We start from the raw sequence: 24,094 nt of genomic DNA, 5'->3' as shown, positions 1-24,094 counted from the left end.
TCTTCCTGCGCTTTGGACGCCCCGCCGCTGGCGGTGCGTACGTGCGGAGCATTTTGGCGCCCGTCGGTTGCACGGGATTGCTCGCGATGCCCGGCAACTTGAACTGCGGCTGCGCATTAGCAGCGCGCACCCTGCTGCGACGAGCAGAAGGCCTTCGGGATTGTTCCTAGCGGAGCTGAGAAGCCATTCTTTCGTTCCAAAATCCTGGACCTGTGAATTGCGGCTCATGTTAATTGCTCCTTGGTTGTCGCAATATCCTGCTTTATTTGGCTTATGGAGTGTGTCGGCAGAAGTTCTTTTTGCGCATCAGCGCGGCCCCGATAGTAGGCGAAAGCAGCGGCGAGGGCCGTTGCGGCCGCGACGATCAGACACGACCAGTGCAGGGCCATCCCTAAGCTGGCTATTCCAAGTACGAGGGCTTGCACTAGAAGCAGAGCGGCGACCACTCCCAGCACGCCAGCAGCAGACATCCACACACCTGCTTGGAGCTTCGTTGAGACGTTGGCGGACAGCTCCGCATGCGCCAGGCGCAACTCTTTTTGAAAGAGGTCCGCGACGTCCGCCAACACTGCCGACAGTGCTTGAGGGAGAGGCGAATTCTTCAGTTGTTCCTGTGCCATCAGATCAGTTCGCTCCCTGCCGCCTTCCCTTGATGGACTCTGGTGCGGGAGGCGCGCTCTTCAGTGTGCGGAACGTCAAAAAGCCCGCTACGGCGGCCAGCCCAAACACCAAACCCGGCTTGCGCCTCGCGAAATCGGACGCTGCAAGAACCAGCTGATCGACGGACCTGTCTCGCAGGTCGTCTGCGTATCCATCAAGCCTATTCGCGAAGGTGCGCACGACCCCAGCGACTATCGGTGCGTTTGCGTCGAGGTCCTCGGCCGCACGCTTGGTCGAACTCGCCAGTTGGCCCATCACCTCGGCGCCGCTGCCGACCTGACGGTCCAACATCTCCTTCACCTGATTGGTCACGGTGGACGCGCCACCAACGGCCGCCCGTTTGGCGGTTTCCGCTGCCCCTTGCGCTATGTCGGACGCTTTGGATAACGTGCCGCTTACGGTCGCTCCTATGTCTTCCGAGGTACCGTCACCAACTCTTACCGCAGTCGGGGGACGCCGTTCAGAATTCCGGTTGTTCATGGTTTCCTCCATTCGAGGAGCAAACGGAGGTAAGGCCCGTTGGTTCCCAATGAGTGACTATCTGGGGTGTCAAGTTGCGTTTGCGAACTCGAGGCGCGCATCGCGTGCTTTTGCATTGGGAATGATGGGTAGCTTGCGGGCGGGCGCAATGCGAATAGTCATCTTTTCCTTTCCTGTCTGAAGGCGCGAGGGGATCATATCTGGCGACGGTGAGCGCGACGAGGAGAGGCTGGAGCGCGGACCTTCACGGCCGCCGCGCACCGGTCTTCGACCGCTGCGCCTGCCGCTGTCACTGGCGATCGGCGCCAAGCCTACGAGTTTGGCGATGGCCTTATTGGAAAGGGTGCCAATCTCGGGCAACTCGGCCATCAGGAGTACGCGGGCGACACCGTTGACCGAACGGAAGACCTAATCGAGACAGGCCCCACAGCGGGTCGTCGTCGCTAGCGAGGCGATCTCGCCCTTCAAGTCGGCGGCTCTGACGCTTGAGCAGAACAATGACCTCGTCGAGGCTGGCGAGGGGTTCGGCATCGGCGACGGCGCTTTTGCGTTGCTTCTGGATGGTGAGATCGCCAGTCACCTGGGCAAGCCGGGCGACCAGCGCCTTGAGCCGTTCTGGGCTACGCGCCGCGGCGTTGGTTACAGCCGCTTGACCATGGCGTCCAAAGTGATCTGCGCGCTACTCGTTGCGCTCGTCAAAACGCGACTGCTGGTCGGCGGCATCGGCCGATCCGCCCAGCGTGTCGGCAACCGTGGCACCTCGCGCACCCATCGGCTGCTGCGCACCTGTGGTGGTGTCCATCGCTGTCTGATGCTCCATCTCGGAATTCAGCTCCGCACCTACAACCAGGATAATCACAGAAATCCAAGTCCACATCATCAAGCCGATGACTGCCCCAAGAGCTCCATACGTGGCGTTGTAGTTGGCGAAGTTTTCAAGATAATAGGAGAAGCCTATCGAGACTGCGATCCAGACCACAGCGGCGAGGAAGGCGCCCCATGTCGCCCATTGCCACTTTGCCCTTTCCCGGCTGGGTCCGTAGCGGTAAATCAGCGTGATCCCGACGCCCACCATGATCAGCATCATCGGCCACCGAAAGATCCGCACAAGGGCTTCGGTCCAGCCGCCGAGGTTCAGCAGCGCAAGCACGGCCGGCACAATCCCCACCGAGATGATAAAGCCGATACCAATGAGGATGGCGCCAAGTGTGAAGCCCAAGGCCAGGAGATTCAGGTGGATGAAGCCGCGCTTTTCACTCTCCTCGTAGGCGATGTTCATGGCTTCGAATAGCGTCTTTATGCCGTTACTGGCGCTCCACAGTGCGACGGCAAGGCCGAAGATGAAGCCGAAGCTGAGCGCGCCAGCCTTCTGAGCGGCCAAGGACGCAAGCTGAGATCTGATAATATCCAGACCTCCCGAAGGCAGTACGCCGCCAAGGAACGCAATGTGCTCAGCGATGGTCTGAGGATCGGCGACGAAACCATAGATGGACACGAACGCGGCAAGCGCTGGAAAGAGGGCAAGAAGCAGATAGAATGCAGCCCCCGCCGCGATCAGCATAACACGGTCCTCGGTTACCTCAGCAAAGACCCGCCACAGCACGTCCTTCCAGCCGCGGCTGGGAATCTCTGACGGCCATTCGGCATTGCGTCCGCGGCTCTCCCGTTCGGCCCGCCGCTCAAGTTGCACTTGACCTTCGTAAGCGTCCTCGGTTGTTTTCTTCGACATGGCCGCCGGTCCGGAGCATCTTCTTCGCGGGGCAAACGTATAATAGCGCCAAAGGATGCAGGTGCAGACCTGCGCTTACAAATAAACATCCGCCGCCTGCAGCAACACCTGCGCCATCCCCACTTGGCCCTTCGGCTCCCATGCTCATCTGGCGGGGGATGCGACGGCTGAGCGTGCATGTTGTCGGGACGACGCAGCCTGATCTAAATCCTCATTGCGCTGGATCACTTTAACGACACCCACGTTACCAGCCATGATCTCGCTGGCGCCTGAACATCAATTCGTCAACGCCGGAAGCATTCGGCTTCACGTCGTTCAGGCCGGGCCTGCTCTGGGTAAGCCGGTCATGCTCCTGCACGGCTTCCCCGACTTCTGGATCGGGTGGAGACGGCAGATCGGTACGCTCGCTTCCGCCGGATATCGGGTCATCGTTCCCGACCAGAGGGGCTACAACACCAGCGACAAGCCAGAGGGTATCAGCGAGTACACGCTCCCCAAGCTGCTCGGCGATGTATTCGCCCTGGCCGACGCGCTCGGCATCGGAAGGTTTCACCTCGTCGGACATGACTGGGGCGGCATCGTCGCTTGGGCCGCCGGGGCAAAGTTGCCTCATCGCCTGGACAAGCTCGTCATCCTGAATGCGCCCCATCCCGACGTTGTGTTTACCCATGCCCTGCGATCTCCGACGCAGTTTCTGCGGAGCAGTTACGTGGTTTTCTTCCAGATCCCATTGCTGCCCGAAGCCGTTTTGGGTGCGCGGCGCTCCGCCTTGCTCGCACGAGCACTTAGGACATCCAGCCGGGAAGGCGCCTTCGAAGAAGAGGAGATTGCAGAATGTCGGCAGGCTTGGGAGCGGCCGGGGGCGCTGACCAACATGCTCAACTGGTATCGCGCCTTGCCCTTTCGCCCGAGCTTGAAGGAGCGGATCACGACGCCCACTCTTGTTATGTGGGGGATGCAGGACCAGGCTCTGGAATCCGGGCTGGCCAAGCGCAGTCTCGCCCTTTGCGACGATGGCCGCGTGCAGACTTTCGAGAAAGGGACGCATTGGGTTCAACGCGAAGAGAGCAACGCGGTGAATGCGGCGCTTCTGGCGTTCCTGGAGGGCTGAGGAACTCAAAAATGGATAGAAACTGGGGGCAGCGTCAGATGGAGCCGGAGGAGGCCTGCAGGGCATTCCTGGCTGCTGCAAAAGAGGAGGGGACATTACAACTAGCTAAGTTGGATTGCGGTATAAGGTTCTATTGTCTCCGACCAACACCGCGCTTTGCGGAGCCCGCCGCCAGCAAGGAGAGGCGACGGACCCCCGCCTTTGATACGCCTGTTCATGGCCTCCACGCTCATATCGGCGCAGCGGGCGCTCGACATCACTAGAGCTCATTGGCAAGCAGCCCGCCGATATACACTGGCAGTGTCCAGGCGTGGGCGTGGCCTTTCCGCTTGGGTATTATGGTGCGGCCTGCCCGATCGGCCGTCCCTCGATCGACCCTGAGTTGCTGATCCGCATGCGGATCGTCGGCAGCTCGTCCTCGACTCGATGCGCGAAGTCGTCGACGCCGTGCGCAAGCCTGGAGCTGTAGCGGCCTCGCCTGTCCCGCCCCGGTGTCATCGCTTCGCTGGCGCTAACGGTGAGACCGCATAGATCTGGTCCAGTATTTTCAGCATCAGAGCGTTGAGCTGGCGGGAACTTGCTCGCCAGCCGAGTTGAGTTCAGGCGATGGTCGGGGGAGACTGGCCAGCCACACGCTGGTGATTCCAACCTGTGCCGATGTGCCAATCAGCAACCTTCGTCGGTCTTTTTCACCTGGCCTGGCGCGGCGGTGTTGGCTGTCGTGTCCTGCTGACCTGGCGCAGCCTGCTGAGCGCTGCCAGTCTGCTGGCCGGGCGCGCAGTCTCTGGCCGAGTTCGGATTTGTGATGCCGCTGGTGGTGTTCGTGTCGGTGCCCTGATCGCCGGACATGTTGGTCCCGCTGCTCGTCGTGCCGGTGCCCTGATCCGTCGTACTGGGCATGGTTGTCGTGGTCGAGGTTCCGCTCGTCGAGGTTCCGCTCGAAGTTCCGCTCGAAGTTCCGCTGGTCGTCTGGGCAAAGGAAAGCCCCGCCGACACCGCCAGCACGGCCGAAGCCAAAAGGATGCGTTTCATCTTCTTTCTCCTGTCTGAATGCGCGGGATGCGCCTGGCAAATTGAACAGGCAGACAGAAGGAGTGTTCCCCGATGAAGTTCAACTTTTGTAACTCTGGTCGTAGGTCAGCCTTAGGATGGCCGGCGTATATTAGAAGCCTCTTGAAGAAGACACTGCCCGCACCAGAATCCATGGCATGGCTCGGGGAATAGGCATTGGTGACCAGGTGTCGATTACTGCCACGGTTCGAAGGCGGATAACAGAGGACCGCGTAAGCGTCTCGATCCCAGGTTACGATTTCCCACATTCCATCATCGACCACACCAAGGTGAACCGAGGCCAGCAAATCGACCTGAAAGGCGAGGTCACGCGCATCGACGAGGACACCGTGACGATCGACCTCGGGCCGCTGGTCACGGTCGACCGTGACAAGGTCCGGCTATTGGAGAAATATCGGCCGCCAAAACGACGAAAGGCACTTGTCGTTGCCCCGGATTAGAACCGACAACATCGCGACAGGCTATGAGGGCAGGCCGCATGACGGGCCGGTAGAGGACGAGTCGAAGCACTTGGTCTACTGCCCAGTCTGCGGCCAAACGTTCGACGCGCGCGATCTTGGACAGGTCTTCCACCACGCTGAGCCGCAGCACGAGCCGCTTGCGGTCGAGCAATAGTCCAGCTAGTTGAGCTCCGGCGGCAGACCGACGTTGAGACCCTTCAGCGCGCCACCGACGTACGTTGGATGAGAAAAGGGTGCTGCGTGCACCGCGCCTTCCCCGCGCGCCGATGCTCCACCTGGACCGCAAAAAAGTCCCGCCGCACTGCCAGAACGGCGGGACCGATCAAACGCTTTGCACCAGGCGGGGGGATGCGGGGGGGTGGGCTTGCCAAGTGAGCGCGGACCGTAACCAACCCTAAGCGCAACAGCGGCAACGCGTCCACCAACCGCCGGTTGGAGCGACAGGACGATTGAGCCGCCGGCAGGTCAGGTCATCCCGGGTCGCTATCGCTCGCAACCAGACGGTAGCGGAAATTGTTGCGGATGTGGTCGTTGAAATAGCGGCCCTTGGCGAACGCGGCCCGGAACGCGGCAAAGGTTTCCGGCGGTACCCCCTCAAACTCGTACCGTTTACCGCTGGCGACGAACCACACCGAGAGGGTCCTTCTATCCAGATCATATTCCATCTTGCGGATCGAAGTAGATGGCATGAGCACCACAGGCCGAGGCCCGCGCCCTTGCGGGGAGCGCGGGCCGATCGGGATACCGATCTGCAGCAATACCTGGAGGGGAGGATTTGCTGCGTGCACCGAACTTTCGCGGCGGTCCCGTGTTCCCAATCGAGATACACAAAAAGCTAGCTGCACCTTTCGGCATCACGCGGACGTTGGATTTCTGAGAAAGCGCGAGCGTCAATACTAAATTCTGGTGATGGAATTTTCCCGTGAGATAGGCACGCTCCACGGCGAAAGGAGTGCCCCGCCATGACCGTCCTCGCCTACAACCTTGCCAATGACATCAAAGGATTATGGAGGGTCGTCTTCGTGCCGGACGAACTGCATTTGTATGTGGAATTCAGCCAGCCAGACGCCGACACAAACCCGGCTGATTGGATGAGCGTTGATGATTTCCTTGCATGGCGGCCGAAAGGCGCACTCCACGAGCGAGCGCGCGACAGCTTGGTTTCGCTCATTTGCAACGCGCTGACAGGGCGATGAGACACGGGAAACCCGCACCGAAATCGAGTGCGAGCGCCGCGAGTGGGCCTAGGGCCCCACAAGCCAGTGCGACCCCGCCGCCGGCAAACCGCGGCGGGCGAGTGCCTCGGGGACACGATGGTAGATTGCTAATGCGTTCGCGCGTGTGGCCTTAAGTCGCAAACTATTGGCTTCAGAAGCAGGGCGTAGGGCTTCATTGATGGTGCTACCAACACCATATGGTGACCCATAGCCCTCCAAAACGAGAGAAGCTCGTCCCGACGGGTCGCACTGCGGCCGTCAGCTGGTAATTGCTACGAACTAGGAAACCATCATGCCTGAAAATATCAGACCAACTTCGAGAGACGTCCCCCTCATTCAGCTAGGCCTCTATCAGTGCCGCTTCCCGGTGAGCGAAGACGCTTCTGTACCTGGCGGTTATCGTTTTTGTGCTGGGCCAACTTCGCCGGATCGCGTCTACTGCGATCACCACCACAACATTGTGACCGCCGTGGACCCTCGTCGAGCCCGTTCGGGTCTCCACCTCGCTCAACGACGCGCCGCGTAAGCCTGACTGGCGGCGGCCTCCCGGCCAGGCGCTATGCGCTCCAAGGCCTTGGCTACGACCTTGCCGTCGGCTCGGTCTGGCCCATCCTGCCTTATGCCGTCTTCGCCGATGTATCCCCCGTCGCCCGATTGAGAACGACGACTTCTCGCCGAGCCTTTCAGCTCGCTACTCGTACAAACGCGTCGGCTCCAAAGGTTTGTCTGTCAGCACATCTTCAATGTGCCCGCGCCTGAAGCCCCAACATCTTCTGCGACCAAACCGCGTACCTGGCACCGCCGATCGGTTGCTGCGGCGGATTTTCGCTGTTCGCAGCTGAACAATGCCTATCAACCTTGTCATCGCACCTAGTCGCACGTAGCGGCCGTTCGAATTCTCATCGCTCGGCGCGATGTTTGGTCCGTCTGGCCAGAAGAGCGGAGCAAGCCATTGACACCCACGAAGTTGCTGATTGGGCAGATCGCTGTCGTATTCGCAATTGTCATTCTTGGCGTGTGGACTGCAACCCAATGGTGCGCCCACATGCTCTCCTATCAGCCGCCACTCGGCGCGCCATGGTTTGTGACAGTCGGCTGGCCGATCTACCAGCCGTGGAAACTGTTCGAATGGTGGTTCCAATTTGACGCCTATGCGCCTGAAGTCTTCGACAAGGCTGGCATACTTGCCGGAGCCAGCGGGTTCCTGGGCTGTGCCGCCGCGATAGCTGGGTCCCTCTGGCGCGCACGGCAGCGGGGGTTGGTCACCACCTATGGGTCCTCACGATGGGCCATGAAGCTGGAAATCGAGAAGGCGGGGCTGTTTCAGCCGGCCGGCGTTTTCCTTGGCGGACTGAATTATCGCTATCTGCGCCATGACGGACCAGAACACGTCATGGCCTTTGCGCCGACACGTTCGGGCAAGGGCGTCGGACTCGTTGTTCCAACCCTTCTTTCCTGGACCGGCTCGGCCGTCATTCACGACATCAAAGGCGAGAACTGGCAGCTGACCTCTGGCTGGAGGTCGAAGTTCTCGCACTGTCTCTTGTTCAATCCGACCGATCCGAGATCGGCGCGGTACAACCCGCTGCTGGAAGTGCGCAAAGGTCCAGATGAGGTCCGCGACGTTCAGAACATCGCCGACATTCTCGTTGATCCGGAAGGCGCGCTGGAGCGGCGGAACCATTGGGAGAAGACCAGTCATTCACTCCTAGTTGGCGCCATCTTGCACGTGCTCTACGCCGAAGAGGAAAAGACACTCGCCCGTGTCGCCACCTTCCTGTCGGACCCGCAACGCTCATTCGCTGCGACACTGCAGCGGATGATGACCACAAACCACCTCGGCACGGTGGACAAGCCCCAGGTCCATCCGGTCGTGGCCTCGGCGGCTCGTGAGGTGCTGAACAAGTCAGAGAACGAGCGCTCAGGCGTTCTCTCGACCGCCATGTCGTTTCTCGGGCTCTATCGTGATCCAACGGTGGCTGCGGCAACATCGGCCTGCGACTGGCGCATTGCCGACCTTGTGGATGCCGAGCGACCGATGTCGCTGTATCTGGTCGTGCCGCCGTCGGATATCTCGCGCACTAAGCCCCTGGTGCGATTGGTGCTCAATCAAATCGGCCGGCGGCTGACCGAGCGCCTGGAGGGCGATCCAAAGAAGAGCCGCAAGCATCAGCTCCTGATGATGCTGGATGAATTTCCGGCGCTCGGTCGGCTCGACTTCTTCGAGACTGCGCTCGCCTTCATGGCAGGCTACGGCATCCGCGCTTATCTGATAGCGCAATCGTTGAACCAAATCTCCAAGGCCTATGGCGAGAACAACGCCATTCTCGACAATTGCCATGTGCGGATTGCCTTTTCCTCAAATGACGAGCGCACGGCCAAACGCATTTCGGACGCGCTCGGTACCGCGACGGAACTCAGATCGATGCGCAACTATGCCGGCCATCGGTTGGCGCCCTGGTTGTCCCACGTCATGGTAAGCCGCCAAGAGACTGCTCGCCCCCTGCTGACGCCGGGTGAGGTGATGCAGTTGCCGCAGGCTGACGAACTAATCCTGGTTTCGGGATTGCCGCCGATTCGCGCCAAGAAGTTGCGTTATTACCAGGATCCGAATTTCACGGAGCGAGTGCTGCCTTCGCCGGTGCTGCGCGACGGTGCCTACGCGGATCGGCCCACGTCGCGCCCGGACGATTGGAGCGGACAGGTGCGCGGCGTGGATCGGCGTCTTGCTGGCGACGGCGACAGTGCCGGCGCGGCAATCGAAGACGGAGGTGTCCAGCAGCAGCGCCATCCGGGCCTGCGCGAAGAACGGACCCTCGTCGTCCAGGAGCCTGATCAGGGCGATCTGTTCACGCCCGCAGACGATGACTGCGAGACGCTCGCCGACAAGCGCGTCATGGATCGGATTTCCACCGCCGCACGTGCGTACGGCCTCAACGAGGGAATGGGCGACGACAAGGACATCGTGCCCGGCTTCTGAACGGCGCGCCATACGCGGGCGCATCTCAGCGTAGATAACGGCCGTAAGCGATTTCGAGGATCTCGACGATGCTCGTTCCCGTCGCCGGTGCATCAGCGCCGGTCAGAGGGAACGAGCAGCATGAAGCCCCACCGCATTCGTCACCAGTTTTTGCTTGAACCCGAGTTGAGCGAGAAGCTGGAGAACCTCAGCCGCAATCCATCGACCACCAAATCGGCCATTGTGGCGCACGCGGTCGAGACCTTTATCGAGCGGCGTGGGGAGAATGAACTCGACCAGCGCTACGGCAAGAGGCTCGACCGTCTTTCCCGCGACCTCGGACATGTCAGGCGCGATGTCGAGATGATCCTGGAGAGCCTGGCGCTCTTCATCCGCTTTTCGATCACGCTTCATGCTCACACGCCGGTGCCGGACAGGGCCACGCAAGCGATTGCCCAGGAGCGCTTCGACAAATTCGTCGAACAGGTCGGCCGCCAAATCGCTTCCGGGAAACGGTCACTTGGCACCGACGATCGCAGGGGAGGGGAAGGATGAGTTCTCATCCGGAAGCCGACCATCGCCGTCGCGTCATGCTGCGCACCGCCATGGGTCCGGCGATCACCGAAGCCCTTGCCGATCCGACCGTCATTGAGGTGATGGTCAATCCCGACGGTGCGCTGCGGCTCGACCGGTTGGGTGAAGGCCGGGTCGACACCGGCGTGCACATGCATCCTTCTGAGGCCGAACGCATCATCCGCCTGGTCGCCTCCCACGTGCGCGCCGAGGCGCATGCTGACAATCCGATTGTCAGCGCCGAATTGCCATCGGGCGAGCGCTTCGAGGGTCTGCTGCCGCCTGTCGTGCTGGGGCCATGCTTCGCCATCCGAAAGCCTGCGGCGAAACTCTACACGTTGGCCGACTATGTCGCCGACCGGGTCATGCTGCCGCTGCAGGCCGATGCGCTGAAGAAGGCGGTCCGCGAGCGGCGCAACATCCTGGTCGCCGGCGGCACGTCGTCGGGCAAGACAACACTTGCCAATGCGCTGCTGGCACAAGCCGCCAATTGCGACGAGCGGGTGATCCTGATCGAGGACACGCGCGAACTGCAATGCGCGGCGAAGGATTGCGTTGCCTTGAGGACGAGGCGGGGGTCGGTCACGCTCGCCGATCTCGTGCGCTCGACCCTGCGGCTCAGACCCGACCGCATCATCGTGGGCGAAGTCAGGGGCGCGGAAGCCCTGGACATGCTGAAAGCATGGAACACCGGGCATCCCGGCGGCATCGCGACGGTTCACGCCAATTCGGCGCGCTCCGCTCTCTACCGTATCGAGCAGCTCGCCCAGGAAGCCGTCGTCACCGTTCCCCGCCGCCTCATCGCTGATGCGGTAGATCTGATCGTCTTCATCGCTGGGCGCGGATCCTCGCGCCGCATTGACGCGATCGCTGAGGTCACCGGTCTCGACAGCAGCGGTGATTACGCCGTCACCCCGCTCACGCTTCCGCAACTCCAGCAGTTTTGAAAGGTCACCTCATGCTCAAGAAGCTTCGCTTCCTTTCGTCCACCGCGCTCGCGTTTCTTCTCACCCTCCCGGCCCACGCAGCGGGCTCCGGCATGCCTTGGGAACAGCCGCTGCAGCAGATCCTTGAGTCGGTGCAGGGACCGGTCGCCAAGATCGTCGCGGTGATCATCATCGTCACCACCGGCCTGACCCTTGCTTTCGGTGACACGGCAGGCGGTTTTCGCCGGCTGATCCAGATTGTCTTCGGCCTGTCGATCGCCTTCGCGGCATCGAGCTTCTTTCTCTCCTTCTTCTCCTTCGGCGGCGGGGCACTCGTCTGATGGCCACCGGAGAGCAGCATGTCGAGGGTTTCGAAGTCCCCGTTCACAGGGCATTGACTGAGCCGATCCTGCTGGGCGGCGCGCCGCGAGCGGTCGCGATCCTCAACGGCACGGTGGCCGCGGCAATAGGCCTTGGCCTGCAGCAGTGGATCGCCGGACTGGCGCTCTGGATCGCCGGCCACACCCTCGCGGTCTTTGCCGCTCGCCGCGATCCGGACTTCGCCAGCGTGCTTGTCCGTCATCTTCGCCTGAAGGGGTGGCTTGCATGCTGAACCTTTCGGAGTATCGCGGCAAAGCCGATCGGCTTGCCGACCATCTGCCCTGGGCCGCTTTGGTCGCGCCCGGCATCGTGCTCAATAAAGACAGTAGCTTCCAGCGAACCTTCCGGTTCCGTGGCCCCGACCTCGAAAGCGCGACCGAAGCCGAGTTGGTTGGCATCTGCGCACGAGCCAACAATGCGCTACGAAGGTTGGGCTCCGGATGGGGGTTGTTTTTCGAGGCCGAGCGCCTGGAAGCGCTGGGCTATCCGAGCTCGGCTTTTCCCGATGCTGCCTCATGGCTGGTCGATGAGGAACGGCGCGCGGCCTTCGAGGGCAAGGTCGCGCACTTCGAGAGTCGCTATCATCTGACCTTGGTCTTCATGCCGGCGCCAGATGGCCAGGCGCGGGCGGAAAGCGCACTGGTCGACTCGCATCACTCGGGAGGGGCTAGAGACTGGCGCCAGGAGCTGGCGTGGTTTCGCGGCGAGACCGACCGCGTCCTGGATTTGCTGTCCGGCTTCATGCCGGAAGTGCGCGCCCTCGATGATGCCGAGACGCTAACCTATCTGCACGGCACAATCTCGACCTACCGCCATCCGGTCGCCATGCCGGAAACGCCAATGTATCTCGACGGTGTTCTGGTTGACGCGCCGCTTACCGGCGGCCTGGAGCCGATGCTGGGTGAGCAGCATCTGTGCACCCTCACCATCCTTGGTTTCCCGAACGTCACCCGGCCAGGGATCCTCGACGCGCTCAACCATCAGGATTTCGCCTATCGCTGGATGACGCGCTTCATCCCGCTCGACAAGACGGAAGCCACCAAGACGATGTCACGGTTGCGCCGTCAGTGGTTTGCCAAGCGCAAATCGGTCGCCGCCATCCTGCGCGAGGTCGTGACCAACGAACCCGTCCCTCTCGTCGATAGTGACGCCGACAACAAGGCCCTCGATGCCGACGAAGCACTTCAGGTGTTGGGCGGCGATCATGTCGGCTTCGGCTATCTCACCACAACGGTGACGGTATGGGACCAGGACCGGCAGGCCGCCGCGGAAAAGCTCCGAGCGGTTGAGCGCATAGTCAATGGGCTCGGCTTCACCACAATCCGTGAAAGCATCAATGCGGTCGAGGCGTGGCTCGGCTCATTGCCCGGTCATGTCTACGCTAACGTTCGCCAGCCGCTCGTTCACACGCTGAATCTTGCCCATGTCATGCCGCTGTCGTCGGCGTGGGCCGGTCCGGTGGATAACGAGCATCTCGCCAACGTGACTGGGACCGAATCCCCGCCGCTTCTCTTCGCAGAGACCAACGGGTCGACACCGTTTCGGCTTTCCACCCACGTCGGCGATGTCGGCCACATGCTGGTCGTTGGGCCGACCGGTGCCGGCAAGTCGGTTCTGCTCGCGCTAGTCGCTCTGCAGTTTCGACGCTATGCCGGGGCGCAGGTCTATGTCTTCGACAAGGGCAATTCGGCTCGTGCGGCAACACTGGCCATGGGCGGAGAACACCACGCGCTGGGCGCGGATGGTGCGCTTGCCTTCCAGCCACTGAGCAATATCGGCGACCAGGCTACTCGCAGCTGGGCGGCGGAATGGATCGCCGGCCTCGTTGCCCATGAGAATGTCAGCGTTACGCCGGAGGTAAAGGAGGCGATCTGGTCGGCACTCATCAGCCTTGCCACTGCGCCGGTGCAGGAACGCACGCTGACGGGCCTGTCGGTTCTGCTTCAGTCCAATGGGCTCAAGGCCGCGTTGATGCCCTACACGCTCGACGGTCCCTTCGGCCGGCTGCTCGATGCCGATGAAGATCGGCTGGCTTTGTCGGATGTGCAGTGTTTCGAGACCGAAGAGCTGATGCACAGCCAAGGCGCTGTGCTCCCGGTGCTCACCTATCTGTTCCATCGTCTCGAGGAGCGGTTCGACGGACGGCCGACGCTGCTGATGCTCGACGAGGCCTGGGTCTATCTCGACAACCCTCTCTTTGCCGCCCGCATCCGTGAATGGCTGAAGGTGCTGCGAAAGAAGAACGTGTCGGTGATCTTTGCCACGCAGTCGCTTGCCGACATCGCGGGCTCTTCCATCGCGCCGGCGATCATCGAGAGCTGCCCACAGCGCATTTTTCTCCCCAATGACCGTGCCGTGGAACCGCAGGCGCGGGTGGCTTATGAGCGATTTGGTCTGAACGAGCGGCAGATCGAATTGGTCGCCCGTGCCACACCGAAGCGCCAGTATTATGTGCAGTCGCGCCGCGGCAACCGCCTCTTCGAGCTCGGGCTCGGCCCGATCGCTCTTGCGCTCTGCGGCGCCTCTGATCCGGCCACGCAAGCTTTGATCGACAACGTCCTGTCAGAGCACGGGCAGGACAGCTTTGCCTTCCGGTTCTTGAGTGCGCGCGGCCTCGATTGGGCTGCCGAGCTTCTCCAGCAATTCCCTCAACCAGACAAGGAGCAATCGTCATGATGCGGCGCCGCCTTCTCACCAGCCTGATCACCGTTTCCCTAATCGCAAAACCGATGGCCGACTACGTCCAGCCGGCCCACGCCCTGATCGTGTTCGATCCGTCAAATTATACGCAGAACGTGCTGACAGCGGCACGTTCCCTGGAGCAGATAAACAACCAGATCCAGTCGCTTCAGAACCAGGCGACGATGCTGCAGAACATGGCGCGGAATCTTCAGCGCTTGGATTTTTCTTCCGTCGGCCAGCTCACAGGTTCGCTCCAACGGATCGACGGCCTGATGACCCAGGCCAGCGGCCTGAGCTTCGATCTCGACAAGCTTCAGAACCAGTGGCGTGTGCAATATCCGGAAAGCTACGACGCCACAATCAAGGTCAGCGATGTGGCGAGCGCCGCGCGCGAGCGCTGGCAAAACGCCATGCAGGCGTTCCGCCAAACCATGAGCGCGCAGTCGCAGATCGTGGAGAACGTGCGGGCCGACGGCGACCTGCTTACCGATCTCGTCAACCGCAGTCAGGGCGCGGCAGGTGCCCTTGAGGCAAGCCAGGCCACCAATCAGCTGATCGCGCTTTCGACCAAGCAGCAGATCCAGATCCAGACGCTGCTCGCGACCCAGTTCCGGGCTGAAGCCGAAGATGCTGCCCGCAAGGCGCAGTCCGAGGAAGCCGCCCGCGAGACGACGAAGCGTTTCCTGGGCACCGGTACGGCCTATCCCGGCAACTGATCAGCAGTTCTTCAAGACAACGAGGAAGGCGGCGACATGAATGACCTCGGCGTCATTGATCGCTTCATGGAGACTTTTACCCGCTATATTGATAGCGGGTTCGGTCTGCTTTCGGGCGACGTCGCCTTTCTCACCACCATCCTGATCGGCATCGACATCACGCTGGCAGGCCTGGTCTGGGCGTTCGGCGGCGAGCCCAATGTTCTTGGCCGGCTTGTCCGAAAAGTGCTCTATGTCGGCGCCTTCGCCTTCATCCTGAACAATTTTAAGAACCTCGCCGACATCATCTACCATTCCTTTGCCGGGCTCGGCATCAACGCATCGGCCGGCAATCTGTCCGCCGACAGTCTCCTGCGGCCAGGCCGCATTGCCGCGGCCGGCTTCGAGGGCGCCTGGCCGCTGCTCAATCAAGCGAGCCAGCTAGTCGGCTTCCCCGAGATCTTTGGCAACGCGCTGACCATCTTCGTGCTGCTTCTCGCCTGGTTTCTGGTCCTCATCGCCTTCTTCATTCTTTCAATTCAGCTCTTCATCACCATCCTGGAGTTCAAACTCACCACATTGGCCGGTTTTGTTCTGGTGCCCTTCGCGCTCTGGAACCGCTCGGCGTTTCTGGCCGAGCGCGTGCTCGGTAATGTGATCTCGTCGGGCATTAAGGTGATGGTGCTTGCTGTCATCGTCGGCATCGGCTCTACGCTCTTCGGCGAGTTCGCTTCCGCGCTGCAAGGCAAGGAGCCGGACTTGGCCGCGGCCATGTCACAGGTACTGGGCGCGTTGGCGCTGCTTGGGCTCGGCATTTTCGGGCCAGGGATCGCCTCGGGTCTTGTTTCCGGCGCGCCGCAGCTGGGCGCCGGCGCCGCACTCGGAACCACCGCGGCGGCCGCCGGATCAACGCTCGTTGCCGGAGGTGCGACGCTTGCCGGCGCGCGCATGGCAACCGGCGGCGGTCTCGCCGCCGTTCGAGCCGGAACGGCCATGGGATCGGCTGCTTCCACAGCTTGGCAGATGGGGCGTGCAACATCGCCCGAGTCCGGCCTCTCCGGCGTAGCTGCTGGACTGAAGGGCGTTGCCGGTGCAGCTGGCGGCGCCGCGATGCGGGGAATGCGATCTGCAACAGAACCATTCCGGCGCAACGCCGATGCCGGCCGCGATGCCGCCTGGACCTCGACGGGCGGCACGCCGACCGCATCAATGACCGGAAACCCTGCCGCGTCAGGTGCCAATGCCGCGCCGGCGTGGGCGAGGCGCTTGCGTTCCGAACAGACCGCGCGCGCCCATCGCCACGCCGCCACGCAGGCCGTCCGCGATGGCGATCGGGGTGGAAGCGGGGCCAACCCCTCTCTCAACGATAAGGAAGATTAGATGCTCTTCAAGCGACCTGTTCAGCGTTACGGGAAGACGCCCCACCCCGTCACACCATACCAGAAGGCGGCCCAACTTTGGGACGAGCGCATCGGCACTGCGCGCGTGCAGGCAAGGAACTGGCGCCTGATGGCCTTTGGCTGCCTCGCTCTGGCCATCGGGCTCTCTGGTGGACTCTTCTGGCAGTCGATGCAGGGCCGCGTCGTGCCTTATGTTGTCGAGGTCGACCGCTTCGGTGAAACACGGGCTGTCGCGCCGGCAATCCAAACCTACGAGCCCGACGATGCCCAGATTGCCTGGCATCTCGGCCATTTCATCCAGAATGTCCGCTCCGTCTCCACCGATGCGGTGCTGGTGCGGCAGAATTGGCTCTCGGCCTACGACTTTGCCACCGACCGTGCAGCCCTCTTTCTCAACGAGTACGCTAAGGCCAATGATCCGTTCGGCAAGATCGGCACGCGCAGCGTCTCGGTGCAGGTGACGAGCGTGGTTCGAGCGTCCGACAGCTCCTTTCAAGTCAAATGGACCGAGCAGGTCTTTGAGCGCGGCAGCCTCGCCAGCACAACGCGTTGGACCGGGATCCTCACCATTGTGATCCGGCCGCCGAACAATACCGATCAGCTGCGCAAAAACCCGCTCGGCGTCTTCATCAATGCCATCGACTGGTCGCGCGAGCTCGACAGTGCCGCGCAGACTTCCGTTCCCCCAAAGGAGTCCGCCAATGATAAATAGACTCTCGTCGCTCCGCGCTGCGCTGGTCCTGTCGACGTCGGCTGCGGTCATCTCCGCCTGTGCCTCGAAGCCGGTGCCGCCACCTCAGATTTCCTATGATGCTGCCAAGTTCCAACCGGCGGCAATCGAGAAGGCGCCGGAGAAGCCCGTCAAGGTCGTGGAAGTGCCGAAACCGCTGCCGCTGCCCGGCCAGTTGCAGCCCGAGCCGGGCAAGGCTGCTGAAGACAAGCGCTCGCCTGAAGAACGTGTCGCCGATGCCAACAAGGCGGCGACGCAGCAACCCACCAAATATGGCTATGTGAATGCGGTGCAGGTTTACCCCTTTGCCGAAGGCGCGCTCTACCAGCTCTATGCCGCACCGGAGCGCGTCAGCGATATCGCTCTGCAATCAGGGGAGAAACTCCAATCCGTGTCGGCCGGCGATACAGTGCGCTGGGTAATTGGCGACACCGTCAGTGGCTCCGGCGATGACCAGCGCACCCATGTGCTGGTGAAGCCCTTCGCGCCAGGACTTGCCACCAATCTGGTGATCACCACGGACCGGCGAAGCTATCACCTGCAGCTTCAAAGCACGGATAAGACCGCCATGGCGGCAATCTCCTGGACCTACAGCGAGGACCAGATCATCGCGCTACGCCGGCGCAATGCGCAGGCCGAGGCTGCTATGCCAGTGGCGTCGAATGTGGCTCTCGAAAATATTCGCTTCCGCTATTCGATTACCGGCGACATGCCGCCCTGGAGGCCCACGCGCGCGTTCGATGATGGCAGCAAGGTCTACATCGAGTTCCCGCGCCGCATCGATCAGGACGAGGCCCCGCCGCTCTTCATCGTCGGTGCTGACGGGGACAACCAGCTCGTCAACTACCGCATACGGGGCAACTATTACATCGTCGATCGCCTCTTCGCCGCGGCCGAACTGCGCCTCGGCGCCAAGCAGCAGCAGGTGGTGCGCATCACGAGGACCGACGGCAGGCAAGCGCCGCGGCGGATATTGCTCTTTTCGCGTTCCAGCAGGTGAGGGACGGCCCATGACGGATACTTCCCGCTCCGATGCTCCACCGAAACTCGATCCAGAACAGCTCCAGCTGCGGGCCTCGCCCCGCCGCGCTGTGCGCTTCAAGCGCGGCATTATTGTCGCCATTGCAGCTGTTGGTTCCGGCACCGTTCTAGGCGTCACCATGATGGCGCTGCAGGGACCGGCACTGCGCATCAAAGAGCAGGCTGAAGAGCTTTACAACACTGAGCGGAAGCCAACCGCGGAGGCAATTGAAAGGCTGCCTAAGGACTATTCCGGGATCAAGCCCAAGCCTCCGGTGCTTGGACCACCGCTGCCCGGCGACCTCGGCCGCCCCATCCTTGAGCACCAACGCCAGCTGGGCATCGCGCCGGGCCAGGAGGTTTCGGCGGAGGAGCAGCGCCTTGCACAGCAGGCGATCGAGGCGCGCGAATCGCAAGTCTTCTTCCGGATCGAAAATCGACCCCGGCAAGCGGATGCCGCCGGCAACGGGCAGGGCGGGCGTCCACCCTTTGAGGCAACGGCTCCACAATCCGATGCCGCACGCGCTTCAGCTTCCGTAGCACCGGCCGAGGGCGACCAAAACAATCAACAGCGCAAGCTCGATTTTGTCAGCCAGCGGAACACAAGTGGAATCTACAATCTGCATGCACTGCAGACGCCGGCTTCGCCGTATCAGCTGATGGCCGGCAGCGTCATCGCAGCGAGCCTGATCACTGGCATCAATTCCGACTTGCCCGGCCTCGTCGTCGCACAGGTCACCGAGAATGTGCACGACACAGTCACCGGCAGCACCTTGCTCATTCCGCAAGGCTCTCGCCTGATTGGCACCTATGACAGCGTTGTTGCCTTTGGACAAAGGCGCGCGCTGCTGGTCTGGCAACGGATACTGCTGCCCGACGGCTCTTCGATCGAAATCGACAATCTGCCGGCGACGGACACCGCCGGCTATGCCGGGCTTGAGGACAAGGTGGATTTCCACACCTGGCAGCTGATGAAAGGCGTTGCGCTGGCCACGTTGCTGGGGGTCGGCACGGAGCTGAGCCTCGGGCAAGACGAAAGCGACCTGGTCAAAGCAATCCGCGAATCCGCTCAGCAGAACGTTAGTCAAGCTGGCCAGCGCATCACCGAGAAGAACCTCAATATTCAGCCCACGATCACCGTCCGCCCTGGTTGGCCACTGCGCGTCATCGTGCACAAGGATCTTGTGCTACGGCCGTACCCGAATTGACTGGAGTCATCATGACCAATCTGAAACTCGGCAAACTTCCGGATCGGACACCTTCGAAGATCACCATAAGCGTAAGTGCAGACCTGAACCAAGCACTGAAGGACTATGCGGCCCTTTATCGTCAGACCTATGGCGAGTCCGAATCGGTAGCGGAACTGATCCCGTTCATGCTGGCGGAGTTCCTGGAGAGCGATCGAGCGTTTGCCAAGGCCAGAAAGGAAGGGCTCCCTGTCGTCGACAAGTCAGAGAAATCGCGGCGGCAGGCAATTTCAGGGTCCGACTAAGTGACAGCGACCAGTGAATCCGAGGGGGCACCTTTCTAGGCGGGCAAATGCATTGAAGCAATTTGCCGGCGGCAAGCCGAAACATAGGCCACAATAGACGAGCTGATCTGCCCCGAACCAATGCCGGCTCTGCGCCCAGTCTCGGTCGTTCAAGCAAACTTTGCCTTCGCTGAAAGCGGACGGTCAGGCCTGATGCGAATTCGAAGGCGGCTGCGCGCCCTCGTCTCGGCCTAGGGGCACACTTCGCAGCTTCTTAATAGCAGACCTTGCTGGCGATCCCCTGACAGTCGTCGATGCGCCAACTGCAGACGTTCGATAATTACCGTGGAGCGGACGTTGGATCCGGCGAGCCTGCGGATACCCGCAGGCACTGGTGTCGGCCTTTCGGATATTGGATGCGTTCGCGGGCGGGATCACGCGATGTGAACGTGGGTCTGGGTTTGAACGTGTACGCCGGTCAGGCCAGTAAAGGCGGAGCCGGTGATGATCAGCTGAGCCCCCTCTAATGCCTCGCCGTTCAGAAGATCGATAAATGGCTGAACAATAAAGTTCTCTTTGTCTCCGACAGACTCGCCGGAAAACTCGCCGGGAACGTCGATGATAGCCAGTCCCGGGTAGTGGGTCTCTGGGCGAGGGCTGAGAGACAAAAGGCCGTAGTTGTAGGCCATCAGGAAATAGAGGGTGTCGGTCCCGCCCAGGGCACCCTGCCACTTCTTACGCCCGATCCGGAAGGTGACGCTAGACCGTGTCAGATCGATCTCGACCGGACTGTGCTTCCATGTGTGGGGCCGCTCGCGATTGAGGGCTTCGAGATAGGCGTTCATTCCGTCCTCAAGCCATTGTGACGCCGCGTCGAAGTCGATCGCCCTGAAGGACTCGTCGACCCGGTCCGCAAGCGGCCTAATCTGGTCTTCAAGCGCTTCGACCTGGGCGGTCAGCGACTTGCCCAGTTCGAGCGCCGCCGTCACGCGATCCATCTGCTTGGCACGCTCAGCGGCCTGACCTAGGGCGACATCGATCGCGCTGACGTCGGCCTGGGCGAGCGCGGCAACGGCCTGACGCGCCGGGCCGAGCTCGACCTCTATCGCGCGCAAGGCTTGCTCCGCCGACCACGCCTCCGACGCCTGCTTTTTGACATCGCGACGCAAGACATCAAGGAGATCATCGGCCTCCTTCAGCTCTCCTTTTAACCGGTCCTGTTCAAACCGAAGACGCACGACACCGAGCCCCTCGATCTCGGGGGCGTCGGGGAGACGCTGGTGGCAGACGAAGCAGTTTTCCGGATCATGAGCGGCCTTAAGCGCCTGGTCGCAGGCTGGACAATGGGTAACGCGCAGATCGGAAAGGATGTCGCCGGCATCCGCCGCGCGAGCCATCCGGTCGATCTCGTCAGCGAGATCCTTCCGGTATGTCAAGACGTCCTTGAGGCGTTCCTCAGCAGCCTGGCGCTTACGGCTGACAGCGGTCAAAGCCTCCAGCGCTTCCGCCCGCGCGTAACTGAGAGACTCGACCCGAGACCGCTGAGCAAGGGGGATGGTCCGTGCGCTAGCCTCGGCGAGGACATGCATGCGCTTGTCTTGAAGCTTTTGGACGGTGTCGCGTAGCCGCTGCTGGGCGGCGAAGATAGTTGTGTCGCTTACGCCAAGGCTAACATCGTCGTCATCGAGGAGATCGGCCGCCAGATCATTCAGGGTCTGGCCGTACTGTTCGCGTTTCGCCCGAAGGCTCATGGCTTCGAGGCGTAGCTTCACTAGCGCGCCGTAGTCCTCGCTGTATACGCGGTCGGCTAGGCCTAAAAAAGACAGCAGGCTGGCGTGGAACTCCGCGTCAGGCTGGAGATCGACGAGACTGCCCCAGAACCGCTGTTGCCGATGGATGTGGCGAAGCAGACTTCTGAAGCCGAGTTCGGGCCAAGTCTGGCCGGACATCGGATTGCCTTTGGGAAAGTTCACTACGGGGATCGCCAGCTTCTCCATGAGCCAATGCTGGAACTCACGAGCGGGCATGCCTTCACCGTCTACGAAGACTTTTCCCTTGGCCCCTGGCTCGGTCCAGCGGCGCTCTATGCGGAAGGCGTCTTCTCCGATCTGAAGGACGGCCCCGGCCGCAGCGTACTTCTCGGCCAAGCCCTCCGCTTCAGCGCTCTCGTAGGGATTGGCGCCGGGATCGCCGAGCAGAAAGTCGAGCGTCTGGAGCCATTTGGTCTTGCCTGTGTTGGGCGGTCCAACGAAGACGTTCACGCCAGTTTCGAACTCCAAGGTTTCGACATTGCCGGTCGCTAGGCGTCGATCGACGGATGTGACGGATAGACGAGGGCCACTCATGGGGTGATAACCTGACCGAGGGTGCGCTTGCCGACTTCTTTGTCGAACAGGCGGTAGATGAGATCCTTGAGGAAGGTGCCGGACTTCGAGCCGAACACCTTTTTCACCTCGCGTTGGCGGGTGATGAGATCTTGGAAAGACGGCCTAGCGGCAAGCGCCTTGGCCCGCTCCTTGCCCAGGGGCGACAGAGCGATCTGGTAGGACTGCTTTTGCTTGGTCACGATGATCAACTGCTTGGCCTCGAGTACGCCGAGCACCTGATAGTACCGTTTATCCCAAGGTCCGTAGTGGTGCCGCACCATCGAGGATTCCACGGCGTCGGCCTCGCCGGTTGGCGCCTTGACCGCCTTGTCGACCGCGGCGCGCGCTGCTTCAAAAAAGTCGGGATACCGGGTGAAAAAGTCCAGCTTGGCCATTTTCGTCAGGCCGTCGATCCGGCCGGATGTGCCACAGACGTGCATCAGGAGCAGCAGCCTCGCGGCATGAAACTCAAGGATATCATCGGCCGCGAGCGGTAGGCTCGCCGGTTGCCTTCCGAGACGGGCGAGCGACTTCACAAGACAACCCTGTCGAAACGCAACAAGCATCGATCCGCGATGTCATAAAGGCAGCCCTTGAGGAACGCGGCCTGATCTTTGGCCCCGCTCGGGCGCGCGGCGTTGAGGGCATTCATCTCCACCAAGCAACGGGCATGGAACTGGGGTCCTTTCAGATCGAGGATGCCTGCGGCGAGGTCGGCGCTGAGCGATTGAACCGCGGATTTGACCTGTTCTTGCAGTACTTCTGCAGTTTCCGGCTCCATGTAGGTCGCAGTTCGGACCTTCGCGGCATAGCCGAGGCGAAGGTCCACGGCCATGGCGATGAGCGATTCCGGAAGGTCGGCCGCCTTCATCTTCTCGGCGAGCGCACCACCGGAAGGACGTGCGCCTTGCGCCAGTTTAGCGAGCCGTTGCTGCCACCAACCAACGGCTTCCGCGCGCGTGACTATCTTCCGGGCCTTGTCGGGGATCCATTTGGCGTCGCCAGCCGCCTTGACCCAAGCGCGCATCTCGGTGAGGAGCACATTTATCTGCTCCAGCAGCAGCGGCTGGCCCGCCGTTTCCGCGAGACAGAAAAGCCGAATGGTGTTGGCCTTTTGAACTGTCTTCAGATCGTGACGCACGTCCCAGAGACAGTTCTCCAGCCAATACCTGCAGTCGTTATTCTTCGGCGACCTCAATCCGGGGAAGCGGGCATTCAGGGCCGACTCCAGCGCCGTCAGAGCGTCGCAACCGGGTCTCCGGCCATCCGCGCCGAAAGCGTAGGCGAGCGGGGCCAAGTCGGAAATGACGGGACGAAGGGTTATCATACGGAACGAGGCGACCTCATCGTGTTGATCGCGCCCGAGTGACGTCTCGAAGATCGACGTGCCCACGGCGTCCTTCTTCTTGCGCTGGCAGATGTCAGCGACCGACCAGAGCTTATCGGGTTCGCCGGCTTTAACCTGAACGAACTCGGCCGTCGGCTTGCCTTGGGTTGTGCCCAAAGCGCGAACGAGGATCAGATCATCGTGGGTCTCGAAGTGGATTTTGGTTAGGCCCGCATCTTCGATCATATCGAGTAAAAACCCGACTGCGATCTCATCCTGATAAGAGAAACCCTGTCTTGCGACGGGGCCGCCCTGCTCCTTGGGCATAGCGTTGTCGATCGACGGCCAAGTATTTGGTTGCCGCGCTGTCGCCACAGTCTCAAGCAAGACACGTCAGCCGGAAATTATAATTGTGCACAGTCCCCTCCCACTGCATCGTTTGCATGGACTTTAATCGCAGACTTGGACCTCTCACAAGTGCGCTGGCGACTAGGCGCGTTTTATCGTGCTAGGCTGCCTCAATCGAAAGTGCCGGATGAACCAGATCCGGATCCACTTAGATCAATCTGGGCTTCATTCCAAGAGCCGAGGTATGGACTAACAGCAAGAGGTCAGGACCTTCTACTCGGCCGCCGCCCTTGGGGGACCGCCCCCAAGCGAACATTCCGCGTTCGCTTGGGGCCCCATTCCCAAACCTTATACGCGCCGGCTTAACGGCAGCAATCGATGTTCTGACGGCAAAAGCAGCCACTCTGTTGTCGGCCCCTCATCAACCGTGGGAAATCATTTCTCGGCTTCAGCAGGCCGGGCAGATGCCAACGGCCTAGTCGGGGTG

The 24,094-nt window shown here is 61.5% G+C and carries 24 protein-coding genes; 15 read left to right on the top strand and 9 right to left on the bottom strand.

Annotated features, from left to right (window positions below):
* Positions 1–224 precede the first annotated feature (224 nt).
* The 4 genes from NKH42_RS12025 to NKH42_RS12010 all read right to left on the bottom strand — a co-directional run bounded on the left by NKH42_RS12025 (position 225) and on the right by NKH42_RS12010 (position 2,869).
* Positions 225–620 (bottom strand): phage holin family protein, encoded by a 396-nt coding sequence (locus tag NKH42_RS12025; protein ID WP_352457931.1) that lies wholly within the window; start codon positions 618–620, stop codon positions 225–227.
* A 4-nt stretch (positions 621–624) separates the two neighbouring features.
* The gene (locus NKH42_RS12020; RefSeq protein WP_352467850.1) at positions 625–972 is read right to left on the bottom strand and encodes a hypothetical protein; all 348 of its coding nucleotides are present in this window, start codon (positions 970–972) and stop codon (positions 625–627) included.
* Positions 973–1,209: 237 nt separating this feature from the next.
* A complete protein-coding gene (locus NKH42_RS12015; RefSeq protein ID WP_352637597.1) occupies positions 1,210–1,509 on the bottom strand; it encodes a transposase in 300 nt (99 codons plus the stop codon).
* Between the two features lie 310 nt (positions 1,510–1,819).
* Positions 1,820–2,869, bottom strand: coding sequence for a YihY/virulence factor BrkB family protein (locus NKH42_RS12010; protein WP_352467848.1), 1,050 nt, complete (start codon positions 2,867–2,869; stop codon positions 1,820–1,822).
* A 253-nt stretch (positions 2,870–3,122) separates the two neighbouring features.
* On the opposite strand from NKH42_RS12010, the gene NKH42_RS12005 reads away from it, so the two are divergent.
* Entirely contained in the window at positions 3,123–3,980 is an 858-nt protein-coding gene (locus NKH42_RS12005; RefSeq protein WP_352974105.1) for an alpha/beta fold hydrolase, read from the top strand.
* A gap of 666 nt (positions 3,981–4,646) precedes the next feature.
* Here the strand turns inward: NKH42_RS12005 and NKH42_RS12000 are convergent.
* Positions 4,647–5,012: a hypothetical protein gene (locus NKH42_RS12000; RefSeq protein WP_352637594.1), complete on the bottom strand. Its 366-nt coding sequence runs from the start codon at positions 5,010–5,012 to the stop codon at positions 4,647–4,649.
* A 176-nt stretch (positions 5,013–5,188) separates the two neighbouring features.
* On the opposite strand from NKH42_RS12000, the gene NKH42_RS11995 reads away from it, so the two are divergent.
* Positions 5,189–5,491: a hypothetical protein gene (locus NKH42_RS11995; protein ID WP_352974103.1), complete on the top strand. Its 303-nt coding sequence runs from the start codon at positions 5,189–5,191 to the stop codon at positions 5,489–5,491.
* Between the two features lie 491 nt (positions 5,492–5,982).
* Here the strand turns inward: NKH42_RS11995 and NKH42_RS11990 are convergent, their stop codons facing one another.
* Positions 5,983–6,201 carry a KTSC domain-containing protein gene (locus NKH42_RS11990; protein WP_023722567.1) on the bottom strand — a complete coding sequence of 73 codons (219 nt, stop codon included), beginning with the start codon at positions 6,199–6,201 and terminating at the stop codon, positions 5,983–5,985.
* 273 nt (positions 6,202–6,474) lie between these two features.
* On the opposite strand from NKH42_RS11990, the gene NKH42_RS11985 reads away from it, so the two are divergent.
* The 13 genes from NKH42_RS11985 to NKH42_RS11920 all read left to right on the top strand — a co-directional run bounded on the left by NKH42_RS11985 (position 6,475) and on the right by NKH42_RS11920 (position 19,587).
* Positions 6,475–6,708 carry a hypothetical protein gene (locus tag NKH42_RS11985; RefSeq protein WP_352637533.1) on the top strand — a complete coding sequence of 78 codons (234 nt, stop codon included), beginning with the start codon at positions 6,475–6,477 and terminating at the stop codon, positions 6,706–6,708.
* A gap of 973 nt (positions 6,709–7,681) precedes the next feature.
* Positions 7,682–9,709 (top strand): conjugal transfer protein TraG, encoded by a 2,028-nt coding sequence (locus NKH42_RS11975; RefSeq protein WP_352974102.1) that lies wholly within the window; start codon positions 7,682–7,684, stop codon positions 9,707–9,709.
* A gap of 120 nt (positions 9,710–9,829) precedes the next feature.
* Positions 9,830–10,243 carry a CopG family transcriptional regulator gene (locus tag NKH42_RS11970; RefSeq protein WP_352541492.1) on the top strand — a complete coding sequence of 138 codons (414 nt, stop codon included), beginning with the start codon at positions 9,830–9,832 and terminating at the stop codon, positions 10,241–10,243.
* Complete coding sequence (gene trbB / locus NKH42_RS11965; RefSeq protein WP_352637535.1) at positions 10,240–11,208, top strand: P-type conjugative transfer ATPase TrbB; 969 nt, start codon at positions 10,240–10,242, stop codon at positions 11,206–11,208. Before NKH42_RS11970 ends, trbB begins: the two co-directional genes overlap by 4 nt.
* 11 nt (positions 11,209–11,219) lie before the next feature.
* Positions 11,220–11,528, top strand: a complete 309-nt coding sequence (locus NKH42_RS11960) for a TrbC/VirB2 family type IV secretion system protein (RefSeq protein WP_352974101.1) — start codon at positions 11,220–11,222, stop codon at positions 11,526–11,528.
* Positions 11,528–11,800 (top strand): VirB3 family type IV secretion system protein, encoded by a 273-nt coding sequence (locus tag NKH42_RS11955; protein WP_352571685.1) that lies wholly within the window; start codon positions 11,528–11,530, stop codon positions 11,798–11,800. The genes NKH42_RS11960 and NKH42_RS11955 overlap by 1 nt, the downstream gene beginning before the upstream one ends.
* Positions 11,794–14,244 carry a conjugal transfer protein TrbE gene (trbE, locus tag NKH42_RS11950; RefSeq protein WP_352974100.1) on the top strand — a complete coding sequence of 817 codons (2,451 nt, stop codon included), beginning with the start codon at positions 11,794–11,796 and terminating at the stop codon, positions 14,242–14,244. The genes NKH42_RS11955 and trbE overlap by 7 nt, the downstream gene beginning before the upstream one ends.
* Positions 14,241–14,966 (top strand): P-type conjugative transfer protein TrbJ, encoded by a 726-nt coding sequence (gene trbJ, locus NKH42_RS11945; RefSeq protein ID WP_352691358.1) that lies wholly within the window; start codon positions 14,241–14,243, stop codon positions 14,964–14,966. The genes trbE and trbJ overlap by 4 nt, the downstream gene beginning before the upstream one ends.
* Positions 14,967–15,002: 36 nt before the next feature.
* The gene (trbL, locus tag NKH42_RS11940; protein WP_352691360.1) at positions 15,003–16,325 is read left to right on the top strand and encodes a P-type conjugative transfer protein TrbL; all 1,323 of its coding nucleotides are present in this window, start codon (positions 15,003–15,005) and stop codon (positions 16,323–16,325) included.
* Positions 16,326–17,057: a conjugal transfer protein TrbF gene (gene trbF / locus NKH42_RS11935; RefSeq protein ID WP_352691362.1), complete on the top strand. Its 732-nt coding sequence runs from the start codon at positions 16,326–16,328 to the stop codon at positions 17,055–17,057.
* The gene (trbG, locus tag NKH42_RS11930; RefSeq protein ID WP_352974099.1) at positions 17,047–18,075 is read left to right on the top strand and encodes a P-type conjugative transfer protein TrbG; all 1,029 of its coding nucleotides are present in this window, start codon (positions 17,047–17,049) and stop codon (positions 18,073–18,075) included. Before trbF ends, trbG begins: the two co-directional genes overlap by 11 nt.
* Positions 18,076–18,085: 10 nt before the next feature.
* Positions 18,086–19,303, top strand: coding sequence for a TraB/TrbI/VirB10 family type IV secretion system protein (locus NKH42_RS11925; RefSeq protein WP_352974189.1), 1,218 nt, complete (start codon positions 18,086–18,088; stop codon positions 19,301–19,303).
* Between the two features lie 11 nt (positions 19,304–19,314).
* Entirely contained in the window at positions 19,315–19,587 is a 273-nt protein-coding gene (locus tag NKH42_RS11920; protein ID WP_352691368.1) for a DUF2274 domain-containing protein, read from the top strand.
* A gap of 413 nt (positions 19,588–20,000) precedes the next feature.
* On the opposite strand, the gene NKH42_RS11915 is transcribed toward NKH42_RS11920, so the two are convergent.
* The 3 genes from NKH42_RS11915 to NKH42_RS11905 form a co-directional block, all read right to left on the bottom strand.
* Positions 20,001–21,827: a hypothetical protein gene (locus NKH42_RS11915; RefSeq protein WP_352974098.1), complete on the bottom strand. Its 1,827-nt coding sequence runs from the start codon at positions 21,825–21,827 to the stop codon at positions 20,001–20,003.
* A gap of 80 nt (positions 21,828–21,907) precedes the next feature.
* The gene (locus NKH42_RS11910) at positions 21,908–22,468 is read right to left on the bottom strand and encodes a hypothetical protein (protein WP_352691371.1); all 561 of its coding nucleotides are present in this window, start codon (positions 22,466–22,468) and stop codon (positions 21,908–21,910) included.
* Positions 22,465–23,586, bottom strand: a complete 1,122-nt coding sequence (locus NKH42_RS11905) for a dsDNA nuclease domain-containing protein (RefSeq protein ID WP_352691372.1) — start codon at positions 23,584–23,586, stop codon at positions 22,465–22,467. The genes NKH42_RS11910 and NKH42_RS11905 overlap by 4 nt, the downstream gene beginning before the upstream one ends.
* Positions 23,587–24,094 lie beyond the last annotated feature (508 nt).

This window comes from Mesorhizobium sp. M1142 (genome assembly GCF_040318565.1).
Classification (GTDB): Bacteria; Pseudomonadota; Alphaproteobacteria; order Rhizobiales; family Rhizobiaceae; genus Mesorhizobium.
This window is presented reverse-complemented; position numbering and strand designations above follow the sequence as displayed.

Excerpts from the sequence above, each read along its gene's own strand:
- NKH42_RS12025 (WP_352457931.1), bottom strand. The coding sequence starts at position 620 with ATGGCACAGGAACAACTGAAGAATTCGCCTCTCCCTCAAGCACTGTCG.
- NKH42_RS12005 (WP_352974105.1), top strand. The coding sequence starts at position 3,123 with ATGATCTCGCTGGCGCCTGAACATCAATTCGTCAACGCCGGAAGCATT.
- NKH42_RS12000 (WP_352637594.1), bottom strand. The coding sequence starts at position 5,012 with ATGAAACGCATCCTTTTGGCTTCGGCCGTGCTGGCGGTGTCGGCGGGG.
- NKH42_RS12010 (WP_352467848.1), bottom strand. The coding sequence starts at position 2,869 with ATGTCGAAGAAAACAACCGAGGACGCTTACGAAGGTCAAGTGCAACTT.
- NKH42_RS11955 (WP_352571685.1), top strand. The coding sequence starts at position 11,528 with ATGGCCACCGGAGAGCAGCATGTCGAGGGTTTCGAAGTCCCCGTTCAC.
- trbL (WP_352691360.1), top strand. The coding sequence starts at position 15,003 with ATGAATGACCTCGGCGTCATTGATCGCTTCATGGAGACTTTTACCCGC.
- NKH42_RS11960 (WP_352974101.1), top strand. The coding sequence starts at position 11,220 with ATGCTCAAGAAGCTTCGCTTCCTTTCGTCCACCGCGCTCGCGTTTCTT.
- trbG (WP_352974099.1), top strand. The coding sequence starts at position 17,047 with ATGATAAATAGACTCTCGTCGCTCCGCGCTGCGCTGGTCCTGTCGACG.
- NKH42_RS11925 (WP_352974189.1), top strand. The coding sequence starts at position 18,086 with ATGACGGATACTTCCCGCTCCGATGCTCCACCGAAACTCGATCCAGAA.
- NKH42_RS11990 (WP_023722567.1), bottom strand. The coding sequence starts at position 6,201 with ATGCCATCTACTTCGATCCGCAAGATGGAATATGATCTGGATAGAAGG.
- NKH42_RS11920 (WP_352691368.1), top strand. The coding sequence starts at position 19,315 with ATGACCAATCTGAAACTCGGCAAACTTCCGGATCGGACACCTTCGAAG.
- NKH42_RS11995 (WP_352974103.1), top strand. The coding sequence starts at position 5,189 with ATGGCTCGGGGAATAGGCATTGGTGACCAGGTGTCGATTACTGCCACG.
- trbJ (WP_352691358.1), top strand. The coding sequence starts at position 14,241 with ATGATGCGGCGCCGCCTTCTCACCAGCCTGATCACCGTTTCCCTAATC.
- trbB (WP_352637535.1), top strand. The coding sequence starts at position 10,240 with ATGAGTTCTCATCCGGAAGCCGACCATCGCCGTCGCGTCATGCTGCGC.
- NKH42_RS12015 (WP_352637597.1), bottom strand. The coding sequence starts at position 1,509 with ATGGCCGAGTTGCCCGAGATTGGCACCCTTTCCAATAAGGCCATCGCC.
- trbE (WP_352974100.1), top strand. The coding sequence starts at position 11,794 with ATGCTGAACCTTTCGGAGTATCGCGGCAAAGCCGATCGGCTTGCCGAC.
- NKH42_RS11985 (WP_352637533.1), top strand. The coding sequence starts at position 6,475 with ATGACCGTCCTCGCCTACAACCTTGCCAATGACATCAAAGGATTATGG.
- trbF (WP_352691362.1), top strand. The coding sequence starts at position 16,326 with ATGCTCTTCAAGCGACCTGTTCAGCGTTACGGGAAGACGCCCCACCCC.
- NKH42_RS11905 (WP_352691372.1), bottom strand. The coding sequence starts at position 23,586 with ATGCCCAAGGAGCAGGGCGGCCCCGTCGCAAGACAGGGTTTCTCTTAT.
- NKH42_RS11970 (WP_352541492.1), top strand. The coding sequence starts at position 9,830 with ATGAAGCCCCACCGCATTCGTCACCAGTTTTTGCTTGAACCCGAGTTG.